This is a genomic window from Amycolatopsis cynarae, from assembly GCF_026802195.1.
GTDB classification, from domain to species: domain Bacteria; phylum Actinomycetota; class Actinomycetes; order Mycobacteriales; family Pseudonocardiaceae; genus Amycolatopsis_E; species Amycolatopsis_E rhizosphaerae.
On record NZ_CP113836.1, the window covers coordinates 3,671,651 to 3,692,095 of the forward strand.

Consider the following 20,445-nt stretch of genomic DNA (forward strand, 5'->3'; position numbering starts at 1 on the left):
ACCGCGATCTCGCGGCGCCACCCCGGTGCCGTGTGGCAAGGTAGCCGTCATGGAGCCGCTGCCCGACGGAATCTATGAAGCAGTCCGCACTCCCCGGCTCGAGCGCAGGCTCGCCGTCGTCCGCGATCGGCTCCGCCCGGACTTCGCCCAGGTCGGCGAGGCCGAGGCGCCGGAAGTCATTGCCGCGCACATCGCGGAGGTGGTGCGCCGGACCATCACGGCCGAGCCGGACCAGTCGCGGCGGATCGAACTGGCCAACCGCCTGCTCACCCAACTCGAAGCCGGCGAAGACACTCTCACCGACACGCTGCAGCAGCTGATCGCACTGACCGACCAGCGCGAACCCGGCCAGGCCTCGCCGGTCCGGCCGGTCACCCCGTTGTCTCAGGCCGCACTGCTCACCAATGCCAAGGAGGAGCCCGCGCTGGCGGCCGAACTGCGGGCCGAACTAGCCAGCGCGGACCGGGTCGATCTGCTGTGCGCTTTCATCCGCTGGCACGGTCTGCGCGTCCTGGAAGACGCGCTGGCCGATCTCCAACGGCGAGGGGTGCCCTTCCGGGTGCTGACCACGACCTACGTCGGCGCCACCGAACGCCGCGCACTCGACCGGCTCGTCTCCCGCTTTGGCGCCGAAGTGCGCGTCAACTACGAGACCCAGTCCACCCGGCTGCACGCGAAGGCCTGGTTGTTCCGCCGTAACTCCGGCTACGACACCGCTTTCGTCGGCAGCTCGAACCTTTCCCGCTCGGCCTTACTGGACGGGCTCGAGTGGAACGTGCGACTGTCCGGCGTCGCGACCCCCGAACTGCTGCGCAAGTTCGAAGCCACCTTCGACACGTACTGGGAGTCCCCCGCTTTCCTGCCGTACGACCCGGACCGCGATGCCGAACGGCTCGATCAGGCCCTCGCCCAGGCGGGCGGCCGAGGCGGCACGACCACAGCGATCAGCCTCGCCGGGCTGGAGGTGCGAGCCCTGCCCCACCAGCAGGAGATCCTGGACGCGCTCGACTCCGAACGCCTGGTCCACGGGCGTCACCGCAATCTCGTCGTCGCCGCGACCGGCACCGGTAAGACCGTGATCGCCGCACTCGACTACCGCCGTCTGAGCGCACAGGGTGATCTGAGCCTGCTGTTCGTCGCACACCGCAAGGAGATCCTGCAGCAGTCGCTCCGGGTGTATCGCGAGACGCTGGCCGACGCTTCGTTCGGTGAGACCTACGTTGCGGGTACACGCCCCGAGCGCTGGCATCACGTCTTCGCCAGCGTCCAGGCGTTGTCGGCCTATGGCGTGGAGCGGCTGCCGCCCGACCATTTCGACGTCGTGGTCGTCGACGAGTTCCATCACGCCCAGGCCCCTACATATCAACGGATTCTCGACCACCTGCGTCCGAAGGAACTGCTCGGCCTCACCGCGACACCCCAGCGAGGAGACGGCCGTGATGTCCGAGATCTCTTCGGCGGACGCTCGGCCTACGAGCTTCCGCTGTGGGACGCACTGTCCGCCGACCTGCTGGTGCCGTTCCATTACTTCGGCGTGGCCGATGACATCGACCTTTCCGACGTCGCCTGGAAACGGGGCGCCTACGACGTGGCCGGGCTCGACAACCTCTACACCGGCAACGACGCCCGGGCCGCCAAGATCCTCAGGCAGTTGCAGGAAAAGGTCAGCGATCCGGGCCGCATCCGCGCCCTCGGATTCTGTGTGTCGGTGAACCACGCCGAGTACATGGCACGCGTGTTCCGCGAAGCCGGGATACCCGCTCGTGCCGTGTCCGGTTTCACCCGGCCCGCCGACCGGGAAAGCGCCATCACCGCACTCCGGGCGGGTGAGGTGAGCGTCCTGTTCGCGGCCGACCTGTTCAACGAAGGCCTCGACATTCCCGAGGTCGACACGGTCCTGTTCCTGCGCCCGACCGACAGCGCCACGATCTTCCTGCAGCAACTCGGCCGCGGGCTGCGGCGGGCGCCGGGCAAGGCCGTGCTGACGGTGCTCGACTTCATCGGTCATCACCGCAAGGAGTTCCGATTCGACCTGCGGTACCGGGCGCTGACCGGGACCAGCCACCGGGGGCTGCGGCGGCAGGTCGAGCAGGGCTTCCCGTTCCTGCCCGCCGGTTCGCAGATCGTACTGGATCGAGTGGCGCAGGAGACCGTGCTGGACAACCTCAGTGTCCAGCTGAAGTTCGGCCGAACACAACTCGTCGCGGATATGCGTTCCCACGGGGACCTGCCGCTGGCCCACTACCTGCACGCCGCCGAACGCGACCTGACCGACGTCTACCGTGGCAACGGATCATGGACGAAGCTGCGCCGGGAGGCCGGCTTTCCCACGCTGCCCAGCGGCCCGGACGAGGACGCGCTGCTACGGCGGATGGCTTGCTTCGCTCATGCCGACGACCCCGAGCGGGTCGAGGCGTACCGGCGCCTGGCCGACGCCGATGGGCCGCGGTACGACAAGCTCGACGACCGCGACCAGCGGCTGGCACGCATGCTTCTGTTCACATTGTGGCCCAAGAAGGGCGGCTTTCCCTCGTACCAGGCGGCGCTGGAACGCCTTCGCCGCCACCCGGCCGTCTGCGCCGAACTCACCGAACTCGTCGCGCTCGGCCTGGATCGGGCACGCCACGTACCCCGCCCGCTCGGCGCCGGGCTGCAGCACATCCCGCTGGCGGCCCATGCCCGGTACCGGCGCGAAGAGATCCTGGCCGCACTCGGGTACGCCGGACTGGAGCGGGCGCCCGCCAACCACGTTTCCGGCGTGGCGTGGTGCGAGAGCGCGAAGACCGATGCCTTGCTGATCAATCTGCGCAAGAGCGAGAAGGACTTCTCACCGTCCACGATGTACCGGGACTACGCGATCAGCCGGGAGCTGTTCCACTGGGAGTCGCAGAACGCCACGTCGACCGACTCGTCCACCGGCCAGCGGTACCTGCGGCACCGGGAGCTGGACAGCCACGTGGTGCTGTTCGTCCGCGAGACGCGCACCGACGACCTGGGTGCCGCCCCCTTCCTGTGCCTGGGCGCGGCGTCCTATGTGGAGCATCGAGGAGAACGGCCGATCGCGATCACCTGGCGCCTGCACCGGCCCATGCCCGCCGACGCCTTCACCACCGCCGGCGTCGCGGGGTGAGTCCGCGCCTGGGACCTCACGTGCCTGGTGTGCGGTGCGGCAGCACGCGGATCATGTAACGCGTGAGCAGCAGCCCGGACAGGACCGACACCAGCGAGACGGACACCAGCACGGAACTGACGTTCCCGTGGTTGCCGAGCGCGATGTGGGTGGGCCCGGCGGTGACCGTCACGCCGGTGCCAATCCACGCGACGACCAAGGGCACCACGACGGGACGGTCTCCTCGCCGCCGCAGCAACGCCGGAACGGCGATGGCGCCGGACAGGACGAGCAGGCCGGTCGCGAGCAACGCCGTTCTCTGTGCGACGGTGTCGAAGCCCGCCGGTCCACCCCAGCGCGGCGCGGTCACCGACCACACGGCCAGGATCGCCCCGTACCCGGCCGCGATGACGGCGGTGATCACCGCGAGCCGACGATCACCGGAGGCGGCCCGCAACTGTGCCATGCGCATCCGGAACACCCCGGGCCAACGGTCTCGGGCATGACCAACGAACGCCGTGGGCAAGCCGACCGCCTGTACGGCGAACCCTCCGTAGACGAGAACGTAGACCCAGCCTTGGAGCCCGTTGCCTGCCGGGGCCGGGCTCCCTCCGGTGAACGTCTGGGCCAGCAGCCCCAGGGGCAGCCCGATCGCGATTGGTGCCAGCAGCCCGGCCGCCAGCCAGATCGGTCCGGCCACGACCACCACGGGCAACCGGTGCCCCCAGGGGTAGGTCAATGCCAGGACCAGCCCCACCGCGGCGATCTCCATCCCCGCGGTCACGACATCGCCCACGAGGTGCCTCATGTCCAAAAGCTCCGCCGCGCCCCCGGCATCGGCGGCACCGGCCGAATACCCCGACAGCCACAACACCTTGAGCAGCAGGTAGGGCACACAGGACATGATCGTGACCCAGCAGACCGCCAGCCGCAGGCGACCGGGCGCTCGCGGTCGCGTGCCTGGGGGTGGTACCGCGCTTACCGTGCTCATGGGTGCATTCCTTCGTCCGCTGAACGCGGGATCGTGACGTTCTGGCCGAAGAAACCGTTTCATACCGATTCTGAGACAGCGCTCAGGAGCGGCATGACGCCCGCCGCCAAGCGACCGGGAAGCCGGTGCGGGCGGCCCTCCCCCGCCCGCACCGGGGCCGATCAGGCGCTCAGGGTTGCCTTGCGGCGGGAGCGGCGGCGCAGGCCGAAACCGAGACCGGCCAAACCGAAGACGCCCGCGGCGGCCGCCGGCACCAGCGGAACGTCCACCACGGTCACGACCTGGTTCGACGTGTCGTTCGTCGGATTCGGGTCGGCCTCGTTGCCGCGCACGCTCGCGGTGTTGGTCAGCGTGGCCGCGGTCCCGTCAGCCACTCCGGACACGGTGATCGTCGCGTCCGCGCCCGCGGTGAGCGCGCCGCCGGTGCAACTCAGCGTGCTACCGGTCACAGTGCACCCCGGCGAACTCGTCGTCACGTTCGACAACCCCGCCGGAAGCTGATCCCTCACCGAATACCCCGACGAATTCGATGGACCGTTGTTGTGCACCGTCAACGTGTAGGTCACCTTCGTACCGACCGGAACCGGACCGTTCGCCGGGTACGACGGGTCGGCCACCTTCGTGATACTCAGATCCGTCGCCGGCGCGACGCACGAAGTCGCGTCGTTTCCGCCCGAGGAAGGACCGGCCTGGGTGGAGATGATCTGGAACGTGGGTGAGGCCGTCGCCGCGTTCGTGATCGCCACCCTGATCAGCTTCCCGGCGTTGTCGTAGAACCCGATATCGCCGTTGCCGTAGGTGAACACACCGCCGTACCCGCCCGCGGGCAGGACCCCCGCGAAGGTCTCCACGCCGCCGGTGTTCGGGTTCATCCGCACCACCCCGCCGTTGGTGTCCGCGCCCCAGAAGTACCCGTTGGAGTACACCATGTCGGACACGTTCGATGCCGCGGTCAGGGTGATCGTCCTGACCACCGTGTTCTTCGCGACGTCGATCGCCCACATCCGCGGGATGTTGCTCGCCGTTACATACAGATACCCGTCGGGGCCGAAGCCACCGACGTTCATACCGCCGAGGGTGGCTCCATCGATGACGGTCCCCGGCTGCGGCAGGCCCGTCACCGGGCCGTAGCCGGTGACGGTGCCGGTGGCGTCGATACGCCACAAGGCACTGTGCGAGTCGCTTCGGATACCGTAGATGTAGTTGTCCGCCGGGTTGTACCCGATCGCGTTGTACCAGGTCGAGGTGACCGGGCCGACGGCGGTGAACCCGATCGCTCCGGCACCGAAGGCTCCGGTGTAGAGCTGTGTGCCGTTGCCGACGCTCTGGGCCAGGAACACCTGGCCCGTACAGGTGAACGGCGTCGCCGCCGACGCCGTTCCCGCCCCGAACACCAGGCCACCGCCCAACGCGGCCGTGGCCAGCGTCAGCATGCCGACGCGTCTCATCCTTGTGGCGACCATGAACTACCTCTCTCCGAGGTGGACACTGACACCGAGAAGACCCGCTCCGGCCGCCTTTCCTGATCGCCACCTGAAGGAACTCCCCCGCACCGGCCTACCCGCTCAGGCCCCTCCCGCGGTTCTGAGGTGGGCCGTGAAGGGCCCCTTCACGGCCCGCCCCCGAGGTCAGGTGGTCAGGCCGCGGCGGCCTTGCGGCGGGAGCGGCGGCGCAGGCCGAAACCGAGACCGGCCACACCGAAGACGCCCGCCGCGGCGGCCCCCGAGACCAACGGAACGTCCACCACGGTCACCACCTCGTTCGAGGTGTCGTTCGCCGGGTTCGGATCCGCCTCGTTGCCCCGCACGCTCGCGCTGTTGGTCAACGCGGTCGCCGAACCGTCCGCCACCCCGGTGAGGGTGATCACGGCGTCCGCGCCCACGGCGAGTGCACCACCGGTGCAGCTCAGCGCGCTGCCCGTGATGGTGCACCCTGGCGTACTCGTCGTCACGTTCGACAGGCCCGCGGGAAGCTGATCGCTCACCGAGTACCCCGACGATTTCGCCGGGCCGTTGTTGTGCACGATCAGCGTGTAGGTCACCGTGGTGCCGGCCGGGAGCGGGGCATTCTCGTCGGATGTGGGGGAAACCGCCTTCGTGATACCCAGGTCGGTCGCCGGCGCGATACAGGACGTGGCGTCGTTACCGGACGAAGCGGGACCGGCCTGGGTGGAGATGACCTGGAAGGTCGGCGACGCGGTGCCCGCGTTCGTGATCGCCACCCGGTACAGCGTCCCGGCATTGTTGTAGAACCCGATGTCACCGTTGCCGTAGGTGAACATGCCACCGTAGCCGCCCCCCGGAACGGCACTCGCGAAGGCTTCGACGCCGCCGGTGTTCGGATTGATCCGGACAATCCGGCCGTTGATGTCCGCTCCCCAGTAGTACCCGTTGGAGTACACCATGTCCGCGACGCCGGGGGACGTGGTCAGGTTGATCGTCCTGACCACCTTGTTCGTCGTGACGTCGATCGCCCACATCCGGGGGACCGTGCCCTGCATCGCGTACAGATAGCCGTCGGGCCCGAAGGTACCGACGTTGAGCCCCGCGAAGGCGGTCCCGCCGATGACCGTTCCCTTCGCGGGCAGGCCCGTCACCGGGCCGTAGCCGGTGACGGCACCGGTGGCGTCGATCCGCCAGAGGGCGAGGTTGTCGGCCCGGATACCGTAGATGTAGTTGTCCGCCGGGTTGTACCCGATCGCGTTGTAGTAGGTGGACGTGACCGGGCCGACGGCGGAGAAGCCGATCGCCCCCGCGCCGAAGGCCCCGCTGTAGAGCTGTGTGCCGTTGCCGACGCTCTGGGCCAGGAACACCTGGCCCGTACAGGTGAACGGCGTCGCCGCCGACGCCGTTCCCGCCCCGAACACCAGGCCACCGCCCAACGCGGCCGTGGCCAGCGTCAGCATGCCGACGCGTCTCATCCTTGTGGCGACCATGAACTACCTCTCCCTGAGGTTGGACATTGACACCCGAGAGGACCGGATTCGCCTGCTTTTCCTGGTACGGGACCCCACCGCACTCCCCCGCACCGGTGCACCTGATCGGCCCCCGCGCCTGGCCCCCGTTGTCCGTGAAGGATCCCTTCACAGGAACCGTCCCGGCGCGGGTCCCCCAGGCGGCCTTGACGCGCGCGGCACCCCTCCAGGCTCAGTGGTCCAGGCCGAGCAGGGTCACCGACGCCTCCCGCATCTCGACCTTGCGGACCTTCCCGGTCACGGTCATCGGGAACTCGTCCACGACAAGCACATAGCGCGGGATCTTGTAGTGCGCGAGCTTCCCGGCGGCGAAGGCGCGGACGGATTCGGCGGTCAGCGCCGCCGCACCCGAACGCAACCGGACCCAGGCGCACAACTCCTCCCCGTAGCGCTCGTCCGGCACGCCGATCACCTGCGCGTCGAGGACGTCGGGGTGGGTGTAGAGGAATTCCTCGATCTCCCGTGGGTAGATGTTCTCGCCGCCGCGGATCACCATGTCCTTGATCCGCCCGGTGATCGTCACGTAGCCCTCGGAGTCCATCACGCCGACGTCCCCGGTGTGCATCCACCGTGCCGCGTCGATGACCTCGGCGGTCTTCTCCGGCTCGTTCCAGTACCCCAGCATCACCGAGTACCCCCGCGTGCACAGCTCGCCCGGCGTGCCGCGCGGAACGGTCCGGCCGGTCGCCGGGTCGACGATCTTGACCTCCAGGTGCGGATGCACCCGCCCGACGGTGGACACGCGCAGTTCGAGCGAGTCCTCGACCCGTGTCTGCAGCGACACCGGCGAGGTTTCGGTCATGCCGTAGCAGATGGTGACCTCTTCCATGCCCATCCGGGACACGACCTGCTTCATCACCTCGACCGGGCAGGGCGAGCCCGCCATGATCCCGGTGCGCAGCGACGACAGGTCGTAGGAATCCAGCCCTGGCTCGGCGAGCTCGGCGATGAACATGGTCGGCACGCCGTACAGCGAGGTGCAGCGTTCGGCGGCGACGGCTTCGAGTGTCGCTTTCGGATCGAAGCCCTCGGCGGGGATGACCATGGTGCAGCCGTGCGAGGTGCACGCGAGGTTGCCCATCACCATGCCGAAGCAGTGGTAGAACGGCACCGGGAGGCAGACCCGGTCCTGTTCGGTGTACCGGCACAGCTCGCCGACGAAGAACCCGTTGTTGAGGATGTTGTGGTGCGAAAGGGTCGCGCCCTTCGGGAAACCCGTGGTGCCCGAGGTGTACTGGATGTTGATCGGATCGTCCGGGGACAGCGCCGCCTGCGCGCGGGACAGCAGCGCCGGATCGCCTTCCCGGCCGGTCTCCAGCAGCCGGTCCCACGCCGGATCCCCGAGGATCACCACCTCCCGCAACCGTCCACACCGGCCGGTCACCTCGGCGATCATCGAGCGGTAGTCCGAGCTCTTGAACGCCGGTGCCGAAATCAGCACCGAGATCCCGGCCTGGTTGAGCACGTATTCCAGTTCGTGCGTGCGATAGGCGGGGTTGATCGTCACCAGGATCGCGCCGATCTTGGCCGTGGCGTACTGGGTCAGTGTCCATTCGGCACGGTTGGGCGCCCAGATCCCCACCCGGTCGCCCTTGGCCACCCCGGCGGCGAGGAGGCCGAGCGCCAGTGCGTCGACGTCGGCCCTCAGCTGCCCGTAGGTCCACCGGCGGCCGGTGGCCACCTCGACCAGCGCCTCCCGCTCGGGGTCGGTGGAGGCGGCGCGATCGAAGTTGTCGCCGATGGTCTCGCCCAGCAGCGGCACGTCGGAGATGCCGGAGGCGTACGAAGCGGTCGTCACGGATGGTCCCTTCCTGTGGTGCCGTCCAGCAGGGCGGCGAGCGCGGCCGGCGCCCCGGCCGCTCCGGTCAGTGGCAGCCAGCGCGCTCCGGCACGCGAGGCCAGGTGCGCGGCCTCGTCGTGATCGTCGCCGGGTGCCAGGATGAGCAGTTCCGGGCAGGCCCGCGCGGCCGGCACCGGGTCTTCGTCGTCGGTGGCGCGGCAGTCCGACAGCAGCACCACCGCCTTGCGGGCGGCCCGGGAGGGCGCGAGTTGTTCCCGGGCCGTGCGCAGCGCGGTGGCCAGTGCGGTCACCCCGTGGCCGCGCAGCGCGAGGATGGTGTCCACCACGGCACCGGGCGGCCGGACCGAGCACAGTGGACGGAGCACGTCGGCCCGGCGCGCGAACGACACGATGGCGTGCTCGGCGGGCGCGCGCCAGGCGCAGGCCGCCGCGGTGAGCGCCGCGGCGGCCAGCCGGGCGCCGGTCATCGAGCCGCTGGCGTCGATCACCAGGCACAGCGCCAGTTCCGGGCGTGCCCAGTCCCGGGCGATCAGGTCGTCGAGGTGCGGCGGCCGCCCCGCGGCCCGCGCCTCGAGGAGCGCGGGCAGCGACGCATCGAGGTCCAGCTCCCCGCCGTGCCGGGCGGGGAGCCTGCGCAGCCTGCCGATCCCCCGGCCGCGGGCCACGCCCCGCCGCGCGACGTCGAGCATCATGCGCCGGGCCAGCGCCCGCGCCGCGGCCCGCAGCCGTTCGTCGGTGGCCGAACCCATCTCGACCAGCATCGTCACGGCGAGGTCCGGTTCTTCCCGCAACAGCTTGGCGAACGCGTCCTCGTCCAGCACCCCCACTTCGGGGGAGACTTCGGCGAAGCGGCGATGCCGGGCCAGGGTGGCCCTGGGCGTGCTCGGCCGACCCTGCGCCCGGGCCGGGCGCCGCGGTGGCGCCGAGGAGGGGGTGCCCGCCGGTGGCGGGCTCAGGCTTCCCCCGGCGCGCCACCCCCGCCCCGGTCCTCGTCCCCGGAACTGTCCTCTTCGGATGGTTCGGCACCGAAGACAGCGACGTACAGCTCGTCGATCACGGACTCGGCGGTGCGCTCGCTCGCGTCCTGCAGCGCGATGCGGCCGGACAGCGCGACCGAAGCGGCGTCGTACCCGATGCGCCAGCCGGTCGGTTCGCCGCCGCGGATCCGGGCGAGCGACACCGCCAGCCGCACCACGTCGATCGCTCCCCGCACCGACGACCCGATCCGCACGTCGGGATGCGAACGGGTGCGGCGCACCAGTTCCACCACGCGCTCCCGCCAGGCACCGGGAACCATCGGTGCCCGCCGCGCCACGATGTCCGACTCCTCGGCCGGATCCTGGTACCCCATCGCGATCCGGCACACCCGGTCGTAGACGGCGGCGGAGATCCGGGCGGTGCCGATGGCGTCGAACGGGTTCATCGCGGCGACGAACCGGAACCCGTCGGCCGCCTTGACCGGCCCCAGCCGGGGCACGTGCAGTTCCCCTTCGGACATCACGGTGATGAGCACGTTGAGGGTCTCCTCCGGAATCCGGTTGATCTCCTCGACGTAGAGCAGCCCGCCCGAGCGCAGCGCCTCGATCAGCGGACCGTCCACAAAGGTCTCCGGCCCGTAGCCGGAGGCCAGTACCCGTGACGGGTCGAACTGCCCGACCAGCCGGGCCGGGGTCAGTTCGGCATTGCCTTCGACGAACACGAACGGCACGCCGCTTCGCCCGGCCAGCGCGCGCAGCAGGGTCGTCTTGCCGGTACCGGGCGGTCCTTCCAGCAGGACGTGGGCTCCGCAGTCCAGTCCGGCCAGCAGGAGTTCGATCTCCCGCTTCCGGCCGACCACCTCCCCGGCCAGCCCGGCGGAGCGGGCCCAGGGGCCGGGGACGGGCCCCGGCCCCTGGGCGGAAGCGCCGCTCATACCGCGTCGTGCACCAGGACGCCGCGCACGTTCCTGCCCTCCAGCAGGTCGTCGTAGCCCTGGTTGATCTCGTCGAGCGTGTAGGTGCGGGTGATGATCTCGTCCAGCTTGAGATCCCCGCTCTGGTACAGGCCGAGGATCTTCGGGATGTCGGTGGTCGGGTTGCAGTCGCCGAACAGGCTTCCCTTCACGGTCTTCTTGAACAGGGTCAGGATCGACCCGGGAAGTTGGATGTTGTTCACCGCCAGCTTGTTCAGCCCGGTCAGCACGATCGTGCCGCCCTTGCCGGTGGCGTTGAACGCGCCGGTGACGATCTCCTCGGTGACGATGCCCGCGGTGACGATCGTCTTGTCCGCGCCGTTGCCGTTGGTGAACGACTGCGCGAGCGCGGCGGCCTCCTCGGCGGTGGCCACGGCGTGGGTCGCGCCGAGCTCCATCGCCTTCTCGCGCTTGTTCTCCAGCGGGTCCAGCGCGATGACGTTCTTCGCGCCGGCGTAGCGCGCGCCCTGCACCGCGTTGATGCCGATGCCGCCCACCCCGGAGACGATCACCGTCTCCCCCGGCCTGACGTCGGCCGCGTTGACCGCCGAGCCCCAGCCGGTCGGCACCCCGCAGCCGACCAGGACCGCCTTGTCCAGCGGAAGGTCGTCGTCGACCTTGACCACGGAGTTCTGGTGGATGGTCGAGTACTGGCTGAACGTGCCGAGCATGCACATCGCGCCGTACTCGGAGACCGGGCCGGGCCCGGTGAACGGGAAACGCCCGCCGGGCAGGTAGCCCTCCAGGATGGTGGCGCCCATGTCGCAGATGGCCTGCTGGCCGGTGGCGCACCAGCGGCACACCCCGCAGTTCGGGATGAACGAGCAGACCACGTGGTCACCGGGCTTGACCCGGGTGACGCCCGGCCCGACCTCCTCGATGATGCCCGCGCCCTCGTGCCCGAGCACCATCGGCAGGCGGGCCTCCAGGTCGCCGTGGGCGATGTGGACGTCCGAATGGCACAGACCGGCGTGGGTGTAGCGGATGAGCACCTCGCCCTCGCGGGGACCGTCGAGGTCGAGTTCGACCACCTCGATGGGCTTGCCGGCCTCGTACACCACGGCTGCCTTGGTCTTCACGGGAAACTCCTTTGTTCCGTAAGGGTTTTCGGGTGCTCGTCAGAGCGCGATGTTGACGGCCTTGGTCTGGGTGTAGAGGTCCAGCGCGGCGGCGCCGAGCTCGCGGCCCCAGCCGGACTGCTTGTAGCCGCCGAAGGGCATCGCGGTGTCGAAGCCGTTGTACTGGTTGACCCACACCGATCCGGCCTTGAGCGCCTTGGCCGTGCGGTGCGCCTTCGACACGTCGCGCGTCCACACCCCGGCCGCGAGCCCGTACTCGCTGTTGTTCGCGGCGGCCTCCACGCCCTGCTCGGCGTTGAACGGCAGCGCGGCCACGACCGGGCCGAAGATCTCCTCGCGGACGATGCTGAACTCGGGCCGCACGTCGACGAACACGGTCGGCTCGATGAAGTAGCCCCGCTCGCCCCACGGTTTGCCGCCGGTCAGCGCGCGGGCGCCGTCGGCGAGGCCTTCGCTGAGGTAGCGGGAAACGCGGTCGAACTGCTCCTGCGACACCATCGGGCCCAGCTGCGTGGACGGGTCGAGGCCGGGGCCGATCTTGACCTGGGCGGCGGCCTCGGCGACCGCCTGGGTGAACTCGTCGAAGATCTTGTCCTCGACGAACAGGCGGGTGCCCGCCACGCAGCACTGGCCGTGGTTGAACAGCCACGCGTTGACCGAGCCGGGCACCGCGATGTCGAAGTCGGCGTCGGCGAAGACCACGTTGGGGCTCTTGCCGCCCAGTTCCAGCGACACCTTCTTCAGGTTGCCCTTGGCCGCCTCGACGATCTTCTTGCCCACCTCGGTGGACCCGGTGAAGGCGACCTTGTCGACACCGTCGTGCGCGGCGATCGCGGCACCGGCGTCGCCGAAGCCGGTGACGATGTTGACCACGCCGGGCGGGAATCCGGCCTCCTCGAACAACTGCCCCAGCAGCAGCGCGGTCAGCGGGGTCTGCTCGGCGGGCTTGAGCACCACGGTGTTGCCCGCGGCCAGCGCCGGCGCGATCTTCCAGGAGGCCATCAGCAGCGGGAAGTTCCACGGGATGATCTGCCCGCAGACGCCGACCGGCTCGCGCAGCGTGTAGGCGTGGAACTGGCCGTCGGGCACGAACGGCATCGACACGTTGACCGTGCTGCCCTCGATCTTGGTGGCCCACCCGGCGTAGTAGCGGAACACGTCGGCCGCCCACTCGGTGTCCACCACCTGCGCGATCATCGCGGACTTGCCGTTGTCCAGCGCTTCGAGCTGGCCGAAGATCTCGGCACGTTCGGAGAGCAGGTCGCCGACGCGCCAGATGAGCCGCTCGCGCTCGTTCGGCTTCATCCGTGCCCACGGGCCCTCCTCGAAGGCCCTGCGGGCCGCGGCCACCGCGCGGTCGACGTCCTCGGCCTCGCCGTGCGCAACCTCGGTGATCTTCTCCCCGGTCGCGGGGTCGTAGGTCGGGAAGGTCCGCCCGGACGCGGCCGGAACCCATTCACCCCCGATCAGCAGCCCGTGCGGACCGGACAGGAACTCGGCCACCGCCGTGTGCAAGTGAAACTGGACCGTCGCCGTCACCTTGTTGCCTCCTCACGTCTGTGTGATGGAGGTCATCCTCACCCGGTGGGCGGCCGCCCGACTGTTACAGAACTGAACACTCGTCGGCGATCTCGAGCGCCTGCATGCGGCGGTAGAGGGTGGTCCGGCTGATGCCCAGTTCGCGGGCGGCGCGCAGCTTGTTGCCGTCGTGGGCGTAGAGCGCGGTGATGATCGCGTTGCGTTCGGCGAGCTCCCGGCCGCCGAGCCGCCGGACCTTCGCGCTGGCCCGGTACCGGGGCGGCAGCCGGTCCATGTCGATCACGCCGCCGCACGGCTGCCGCGCGATCCCGGCCACCACCGCCCGCAGTTCCCGCAGGTTGCCGGGCCAGGGCTGGGCGCCGAGCGCCTCCAGGACCTGGCCGGTGAACCGCACGGGCCTGCCCGGGCGTTCGGCCGCCATCATCGCCTCGGCCAGTGCGGGCAGTTCGGCCAGGCGGTCCCGCAACGGGGCCAGTGCCAGGGTGCGGTCGCACCGGGCGGCCAGCCCGGCCACGGCGGGCGGGAGCCGGTCCGCGGGGCAGGCCGTCATGGCGAGCCGGGCCGCCGGGCCCCGGTCCAGGGTTTCGCGCACGAGGACGGCCAGGCCCTCGGGCACGAGGTGGATGTCGTCGAGGACGACCACGGTGCCGTCCTTCGCGGCGAGGGTGGCCAGGCGCCCGGCCCACCGGCCCGGCTCCTCGGTCAGCGCGGACGCGGCGTCCAGCACCACCATCGGGTCGTCTCCGGCGAACCCGGCGACCGCGGTGGAACGGCCGGTGCCCGGCTCGCCGGTGACGAACAGGGTCCTGGCCGCCACCGGGTCCGGCGGCGGGGCGTCGTGGGCGGGGTGGTCGTGGTGGGCGGGGGCCCGGCGGGTCACCTGGAACACCGCGCCGTCGGGCGTTCCCTCGACCCGCTCTGCGATCACCTCGACGCTTCCGCCGCCGGGCACGGCCAGGCTCGTCGTGAGGGTGCCGCGGCGTGGCACCCTCGGCAGCAGGGTGCGCAGCAGTGCGGGGTCGGCGGGCCGGAGCTGGTCGGCGCAACTGCGGTTGGCGAGCACGATGTCGCCGCCGAGCACGGCGACCGGGGCGGAGCGGCGGTGCGTGGCCTCCTGGAAGGCCAGGAACAGGCGGCGTTCGGCCACCCGGGCACCCTCGACGATGCGCTGCTGGATGTCGACCACCGCGCGGCTGACCAGCGGGCCGAACAGCGGATTGCCGATCTCGCCGATGCCGGTGATGTCGAGGACGCCCTCGATGCGCCCGGTGAGGGGGTGACGGATCGGATGGCCGTAACAGCTGAACCGCTTGAGCGCCTCGACGAAATGCTCGCCGCCGTGGATCTCCACCGCCTTGCCGGACTCGTAGGGGGTGCCCAGGGCGTTGGTGCCGATCCGGCCCTCACCGAACTGGGAGCCCAGCACCGCGCCGATGCCCTCGATCTGCTGCTGGAGACGGCGGTCCCCGAACCAGCGGTAGACGATGCGGCAGTCGCGGTCGGCGAGCAGGACGCAGAACTGGGTGCCCTCCAGCTGCCTGCTCAGCTCGTCGAGCACGGCACGGCCCGCCGTCATCAGCCGGCTGGAATGGTCGACCTCGGTGATCGAGACGCGGGCCGGGTCCAGTTCCGGGGTCAGCCCGTGCAGGCGCGAGCGGCGCCAGGACACGGCGATCTCCGGGCGCAGCGAGGCTTCCTCGCCGGTGAACACGCTCCCGAGCGTCACTGCTCCTCCCACATGCACCCCGTGACCGGCCCCGCCTCCTCGCGCGACCGTCACGACGATCGTAGTGACCGGGCCGGAAGGCACAACACACGAACGAACGACCTGCCGCCGGTAATGACCACGGACTGTGATTTTCGCCCCCCGGAACGGGTCGCGGCTTGCCTGGGTGAGCAGACACTTGCGACGGTCACGAGATGAGTGAGCACGTGGTGATCGACCCCAGGTTCAACGGGCCCGCCACCTCGGGGCACGGCGGCTACGTCGCCGGCCTGCTGGCCAGGGCCGTCGACGGCCCCGCCGAGGTGACCTTGCGGCGGCCGCCGCCGCTGGGGGTGCCGCTGCGCCTGGCGCGCGCGGAAGACGGTTCGGTGGCGCTCACCGACGACTCCGGCCTCATCGGTGAGGCCCGGGCCGCCGGAGCGGAGCCGGTGGCCGTCCCGGAGCCGCCCGAGCTCGAACTGGCGGCGAAGTGCGGCGAGGCCAGCCCGCTGCGCAGCGCGGCACGCCACCCGTTCCCGACCTGTTTCGCCTGCGGTTGCGGCCGGGAGCCCGGGGACGGGCTGCGGATCATCCCCGGGCCCGTGCCCGGCACCGATCTCGTCGCCGACGTGTGGACCCCGGCGCCCGATCTCGCCGGGGCGGACGGCGCGGTGACCCCGGAGTTCGTGTGGGCCGCGCTGGACTGCCCGAGCGGGCTGGCCGCCATGCTGCTCGACGGCCTGCCGTCGATGCTGCTCGGCCGCATGTCGTCCTGGCTGCTCGCGCCCGTCCCCGCCGGGGAACCGGTGGTGTGCGCGGGGTGGCTCAGCGGCCATGAGGGCCGCAAGTACTTCGGCGGCTCCGCGCTGTACTCGGCCGACGGGACACTGCTCGCGCACTCCTCGGCACTGTGGATCGCCCCCCGGACCTGACCAGCCCCCGGCCCGCGCGGCCGTTGGCCGTTGGCCGTGAAGGGCCGCTTCACAGTCGATTCGACCGTGAGGGACCCTTCACGGCCGTACTTGCCAGGGCTCCGGCAAAGTCCGGTCCGCTCGGCGGAGCACGGCACACCTTCCGCAGTTCGTGTCCCACCCTCGCGGGGCGCCCTGAAGGTCGCCTTCAGGGTCATAAACGCTCTCAAGGCCACCTTGAGGGCACGCCCCCTGCCCCCAGGAACGCCGCCCCCTTTGGGCGTTGCCGTGAGGGGCCCTCACGGCAACGGACAGCCCTGCGGGGGGCACCGGCGGGCGCCTGAGCGCGGTCGGTTTCAGTTCAGGACGGTGGCGAGGCGGCCGGTGATGATTTCGCGGGCTTCGGTGACGATGCGGTCGATGAGCTCGGCCACCGTGGGGATGTCGTGGATGAGGCCCTGCACCATTCCGGCGCTCCAGATGCCCAGTTCCAGGTCGCCCTCCTCGAAGACCTTGCGGCCCCGCGCCCCGGCGACCAGGTCCCGCACGTCCTCGAACTTCCCGCCCCCGGCGAGGATCTCCACCACGCTGCGGCTGACCGAGTTGCCCGCCACCCGTGCCGTGTTGCGCAGCGGACGGAAGATCAGCTCCGTGTCGCGCTCGGTGGCCTCCACCAACCGCCGCTTCACGTTGTCGTGCACCGGCGCCTCCGCGGTGGCCAGGAACCGGGTACCCATGTTGATCCCGTCCGCCCCCAGCGCCAGCGCCGCCACCAGTCCCCGAGCGTCACCGAAACCACCCGAAGCGATCATCGGGATGGTGATCTTCTCCGCCGCCGCCGGGATCAGGACCAGCCCGGGGATATCGTCCTCACCCGGATGCCCCGCGCACTCGAAGCCGTCGATGGAGATCCCGTCCACGCCCAGTGCCTGGGCCTTCACCGCGTGCCGCACGCTGGTGCACTTGTGCAGCACCTTCACTCCCGCCGCCCGGAACGCGGGCAGGTGCTCGGCCGGGTTGAAACCCGCCGTCTCCACGACCGGCACCCCGGACGAGATGATCACGTCCCGGTACTCCGCATACGGCGGCGGCGTGATCGAAGGCAGAATCGTCAGGTTCACCCCGAACGGCTTGTCCGTCAGCTCCCGGCACCGCGCGATCTCCTTCGCCAGATCCTCCGGGGTCGGCTGGGTCAACGCCGTCAGAAACCCCAGGCCCCCCGCGTTCGCCACCGCCGAGACCAGTTCGGCCCGCCCCACCCACTGCATTCCGCCCTGCACGATGGGGAACTCCACCCCGAAGACCTCACAGAACCGCGTCCGCACCATAACGGCAATTCCTCTCTCTCCGGCGATGCCGTCACAGATTACTGAAACACGGGCAGGTACCGGCGTGACGCTCATCTCTCCTTATCGAGCGCTCAATAATCGCCGCCCCCGCCCGCAAGCCGGTCCCCTGGCCATGGACAGTCCGTCGGCCGGTGCCGATAATCAACGGATGGAGGACACTGGGGACCCCGCTCGGACCTGGCCACCCGACGAACAGGCCGCGCTCCTCGCCGAACGGCACGGCTACGGCTCCCCCGTCGTCACGCCGGTGCTCGCCCGGTTCGACAACGGCTGCCTCGCCGTCTTCGCGCCGCTCGTGCTGGGCCTGGTGGCCGCGGCGGTGTTTTCCTTCGGCCGTGGGGCTCTTCCGGCGGTCGTGGCCGGATTCGCCGTGATCGGGCTCGCGCTCTGCTCCTCGTTCTGGTTCTGGCGGCGCAACGGCAAGGTGCGGGAAACCGCTCCCAGGATGTACTGCTTCGAACGCGGCTTCGTGCTGGCGGGAGCCGGACGGCTGCGCCCTTACGCCTGGACCGAGATCGACGCGACGAAACGGACGACGAGCACCCGGGTCGGGCAGGCCGATCACCTGGTGCGCCGGACCCACCTGGACATCCGGACCAAAGACGGCGAACTGCTGGTCAGTCTCGGCGAACTCGACCATCAGGACCAGGTGGCGCACCTGGCCGGGCTGTCCGGCTGACCGCACCGCGACCGGCTCGGGGCACGAGGGCACCGAAGGCCGTCAGGCCGCACTCTCGTCCTGTGCCTGCCGGAGCGGCGCGGGCCCGGGCCGGTGTTCCCGCGCGGCGAGGGCGAAGGCGGCCGTCACGGCGGCGACCAGCGCCGCGGACACCGCGATCACGACGGTGATGCCCACCCGCAGCAGCAACGCCCCCACCGCTGCCCCGCCGAGCATCGCCGCGACGGAGCCCAGCCGCCGGTGAGGTTTCGAGCCGGTGCCACCCGCGAGGACGCTGTCGGCCGCGAGCCCGGTCAGCGTGAGCGTGAGGACCGTCGTGGTGAGGTCGGGGGCGGCGAGCCGCCGGACGGTGGAGTTCTGCACGCCCAGTGCGACCGCGAGCACGGCCACCGTGAGCAGCGCCCGGTCACCGCGGTAGGCCAGCACTCCGGAACCGCCCAGCACGGCCACCACCGCGAGCACTCCGGTCTCGGTGGCGAAGGCCGTGGTCAACCAGGTCCGGGGCCGGGTGGCGAGCCGCGCACCGAGCCGGCCGCCGAGCAGCGCGCCCAGCAGGAACCCGCCGATCGCCACCACGGAAGCCAAGGCCCACACGCCCGCCCCCGGCTGCAGCGCGAACCCGAGGAAGACCACGTTGCCCGTCATGTTCGCGACGAAGACCCGGCCCAGCCCGAGATAGCTCACCGCGTCGATCAGTCCGGTCACCGCGGTGAGCGTCAGCAGCGCGGCGACCAGCCTGCGGCGACCGATCGGGATGGCCACGGCCACGAGAACCCCCTCCTGGAACACACGGATCCAGGGGAACCCGGACCGGACGCGGCTCAGTTTCCCACGCCGTACCGGGCGTAGCGCTCGGAACTCCACCAGTGGCTATACGCCGGCGCCTGCGGCCAGCCCGCCGGGACGTCCTGCCACTCCTCCTGCCTGCCGTAGGGCAGCAGGTCGATCAGGGGGAAGGTGTGGCTCAACTGCTCGACGCCACGGCCGTCGGTGTGCCACGTCCGGTAGACGGTGTCGCCGTCGCGCAGGAACACGTTGACCGCGAACCCGCCTCCCTCGGGCGCGCCCATGTCGGCGCCGAAGGAACTGCCTGCCGTCGAATACCAGTCCATCGCATTGCCGACTCGCCTCTTGTACGCCAGTGCCTCCTCGATCGTCCCCTGCGTGACGATGACGAAGCGGGCGTCGTAGTCGTCGAGGAATTCCAGTTTCCAGAACTGGGCGGTGAAACCGGTACAGCCCGGGCACTGCCACTCCTGGCCGGGTTGCCACATGTGGTGGTAGACGATCAGCTGGGACTTCCCGTCGAAGACGTCGGCGAGCCGGACGGGCCCGGCGGGCCCCTGCAGGGTGTACTCGGGCAGCCGCACCATGGGCAGCCGCCGCCGCTGCGCGGCGATGGCATCCAGCTCCCTGGTCGCGGCCTTCTCCCGGGCGCGCAGTTCGCCGAGCCGCCGCCGCCAGGTGGCTTCGTCGGTCACGGGAGGCAGTGGTCTGCTGGTCATGTCGGCCTCTCTCCTCACTCCTCGAGCCGTGCGGATACCGGTGTCGCACCCGCACACCGGATAGACCGGGCGTGGGTGCGAAACTCACCGGTCCCTCGATTCAGCGAGGCCGGGCACGTCGGCGCGGGCAGACCTCGTGAGCGGCAGCCCTGAACCAGGGGTTTCATCCCGCCGCGGGTTACCCTGCGGGCCCCGCCGCCCCCGCGTCCGCCCTGGAGTCCCGCCATGCTCACCGTGCTGGAAATCGTCGGCCTGATGGCCTTCGCCGCCTCGGGCTCCCTCGCCGCCGTGCGCGCGGAGCTGGACGTGTTCGGCGTGGTGGTGCTGGGACTGACGACGGCACTGGGCGGCGGGATCATCCGGGACGTGCTGCTCGGCGTGCAGCCGCCCGCCGCACTGGTGAGCTGGCCGTACCTGGTGGTCGGCGCGGCGACCGCGCTCGTGGTGTTCGCGTTCCACCCGCTGGTCTCCCGGCTGCGGAAGGCGGTGCTGGTCGCCGACGCCACCGGGCTCGGCCTGTTCGCCACGGCGGGCACCGCCACCGCCCTCGATCTCGGTACGCCGGGGTACACGGCCTGTCTGATCGGGATGACGACCGGGATCGGCGGAGGGGCGTTGCGCGACCTTCTGCTCCGGCAGATCCCCCTGGTGCTCCGCCGGGAGATCTACGCCCTCGCCGCACTGCTCGGCGCGGTGATCGTCGTCGCCGGACATGCCCTGCACTGGCCCACCGGGCCGGTGACCGCCGTCGCCGCCGCGGTCACCGTCCTCGCCAGGCTGCTGGCCATCTGGCGCGGCTGGAACGCCCCCCTGCCCAGGGCGGGCTCGAACCGGTTGGAACGGTGACGCCGG

General features: G+C 70.6%; 16 protein-coding genes. 4 read left to right on the plus strand and 12 right to left on the minus strand.

Going from position 1 to position 20,445, the window contains the following annotated elements; all coding sequences use genetic code 11:
* The first annotated feature begins 49 nt into the window (after nt 1-49).
* Nucleotides 50-3,130, plus strand: coding sequence for a DUF3427 domain-containing protein (locus ORV05_RS17680; protein WP_268759608.1), 3,081 nt, complete (start codon nt 50-52; stop codon nt 3,128-3,130).
* A gap of 16 nt (nt 3,131-3,146) precedes the next feature.
* Here the strand turns inward: ORV05_RS17680 and ORV05_RS17685 are convergent, their stop codons facing one another.
* From ORV05_RS17685 to ORV05_RS17725, 9 genes are all read right to left on the minus strand, one after another.
* Nucleotides 3,147-4,100 (minus strand): hypothetical protein, encoded by a 954-nt coding sequence (locus tag ORV05_RS17685; protein WP_268759609.1) that lies wholly within the window; start codon nt 4,098-4,100, stop codon nt 3,147-3,149.
* A 161-nt stretch (nt 4,101-4,261) separates the two neighbouring features.
* A complete protein-coding gene (locus ORV05_RS17690) occupies nt 4,262-5,548 on the minus strand; it encodes a DUF11 domain-containing protein (protein ID WP_268759610.1) in 1,287 nt (428 codons plus the stop codon).
* 188 nt (nt 5,549-5,736) lie between these two features.
* The gene (locus ORV05_RS17695) at nt 5,737-7,035 is read right to left on the minus strand and encodes a DUF11 domain-containing protein (RefSeq protein ID WP_268759611.1); all 1,299 of its coding nucleotides are present in this window, start codon (nt 7,033-7,035) and stop codon (nt 5,737-5,739) included.
* A gap of 211 nt (nt 7,036-7,246) precedes the next feature.
* Nucleotides 7,247-8,872 (minus strand): AMP-binding protein, encoded by a 1,626-nt coding sequence (locus ORV05_RS17700; protein WP_268759612.1) that lies wholly within the window; start codon nt 8,870-8,872, stop codon nt 7,247-7,249.
* Entirely contained in the window at nt 8,869-9,702 is an 834-nt protein-coding gene (locus tag ORV05_RS17705; protein WP_268759613.1) for a VWA domain-containing protein, read from the minus strand. The genes ORV05_RS17700 and ORV05_RS17705 overlap by 4 nt, the downstream gene beginning before the upstream one ends.
* A gap of 125 nt (nt 9,703-9,827) precedes the next feature.
* Entirely contained in the window at nt 9,828-10,787 is a 960-nt protein-coding gene (locus ORV05_RS17710; protein ID WP_268759614.1) for an AAA family ATPase, read from the minus strand.
* Nucleotides 10,784-11,905, minus strand: coding sequence for an NDMA-dependent alcohol dehydrogenase (locus tag ORV05_RS17715; protein WP_268759615.1), 1,122 nt, complete (start codon nt 11,903-11,905; stop codon nt 10,784-10,786). The genes ORV05_RS17710 and ORV05_RS17715 overlap by 4 nt, the downstream gene beginning before the upstream one ends.
* Before the next feature lie 39 nt (nt 11,906-11,944).
* On the minus strand, nt 11,945-13,444 hold the full coding sequence (locus ORV05_RS17720; protein ID WP_268759616.1) for an aldehyde dehydrogenase family protein: 1,500 nt from the start codon (nt 13,442-13,444) through the stop codon (nt 11,945-11,947).
* A gap of 64 nt (nt 13,445-13,508) precedes the next feature.
* Complete coding sequence (locus ORV05_RS17725; RefSeq protein ID WP_268759617.1) at nt 13,509-15,170, minus strand: sigma-54-dependent Fis family transcriptional regulator; 1,662 nt, start codon at nt 15,168-15,170, stop codon at nt 13,509-13,511.
* A gap of 194 nt (nt 15,171-15,364) precedes the next feature.
* On the opposite strand from ORV05_RS17725, the gene ORV05_RS17730 reads away from it, so the two are divergent.
* Nucleotides 15,365-16,081, plus strand: a complete 717-nt coding sequence (locus ORV05_RS17730) for a hypothetical protein (RefSeq protein ID WP_268759618.1) — start codon at nt 15,365-15,367, stop codon at nt 16,079-16,081.
* A 335-nt stretch (nt 16,082-16,416) separates the two neighbouring features.
* Here the strand turns inward: ORV05_RS17730 and ORV05_RS17735 are convergent, their stop codons facing one another.
* Nucleotides 16,417-17,388, minus strand: coding sequence for an NAD(P)H-dependent flavin oxidoreductase (locus tag ORV05_RS17735; RefSeq protein WP_268759619.1), 972 nt, complete (start codon nt 17,386-17,388; stop codon nt 16,417-16,419).
* Nucleotides 17,389-17,557: 169 nt separating this feature from the next.
* On the opposite strand from ORV05_RS17735, the gene ORV05_RS17740 reads away from it, so the two are divergent.
* Nucleotides 17,558-18,088 carry a hypothetical protein gene (locus tag ORV05_RS17740; protein WP_268759620.1) on the plus strand — a complete coding sequence of 177 codons (531 nt, stop codon included), beginning with the start codon at nt 17,558-17,560 and terminating at the stop codon, nt 18,086-18,088.
* Nucleotides 18,089-18,130: 42 nt separating this feature from the next.
* Here ORV05_RS17740 and ORV05_RS17745 read toward each other — a convergent pair whose 3' ends face one another.
* Together ORV05_RS17745 and ORV05_RS17750 are read right to left on the minus strand one after the other, a co-directional pair.
* Nucleotides 18,131-18,856, minus strand: coding sequence for a YoaK family protein (locus ORV05_RS17745; RefSeq protein WP_268759621.1), 726 nt, complete (start codon nt 18,854-18,856; stop codon nt 18,131-18,133).
* A gap of 53 nt (nt 18,857-18,909) precedes the next feature.
* On the minus strand, nt 18,910-19,593 hold the full coding sequence (locus tag ORV05_RS17750) for a DUF899 domain-containing protein (RefSeq protein ID WP_268759622.1): 684 nt from the start codon (nt 19,591-19,593) through the stop codon (nt 18,910-18,912).
* 225 nt (nt 19,594-19,818) lie between these two features.
* Here ORV05_RS17750 and ORV05_RS17755 point away from each other — a divergent pair, with 225 nt between their 5' ends.
* Nucleotides 19,819-20,439, plus strand: coding sequence for a trimeric intracellular cation channel family protein (locus ORV05_RS17755; protein WP_268759623.1), 621 nt, complete (start codon nt 19,819-19,821; stop codon nt 20,437-20,439).
* Nucleotides 20,440-20,445 lie beyond the last annotated feature (6 nt).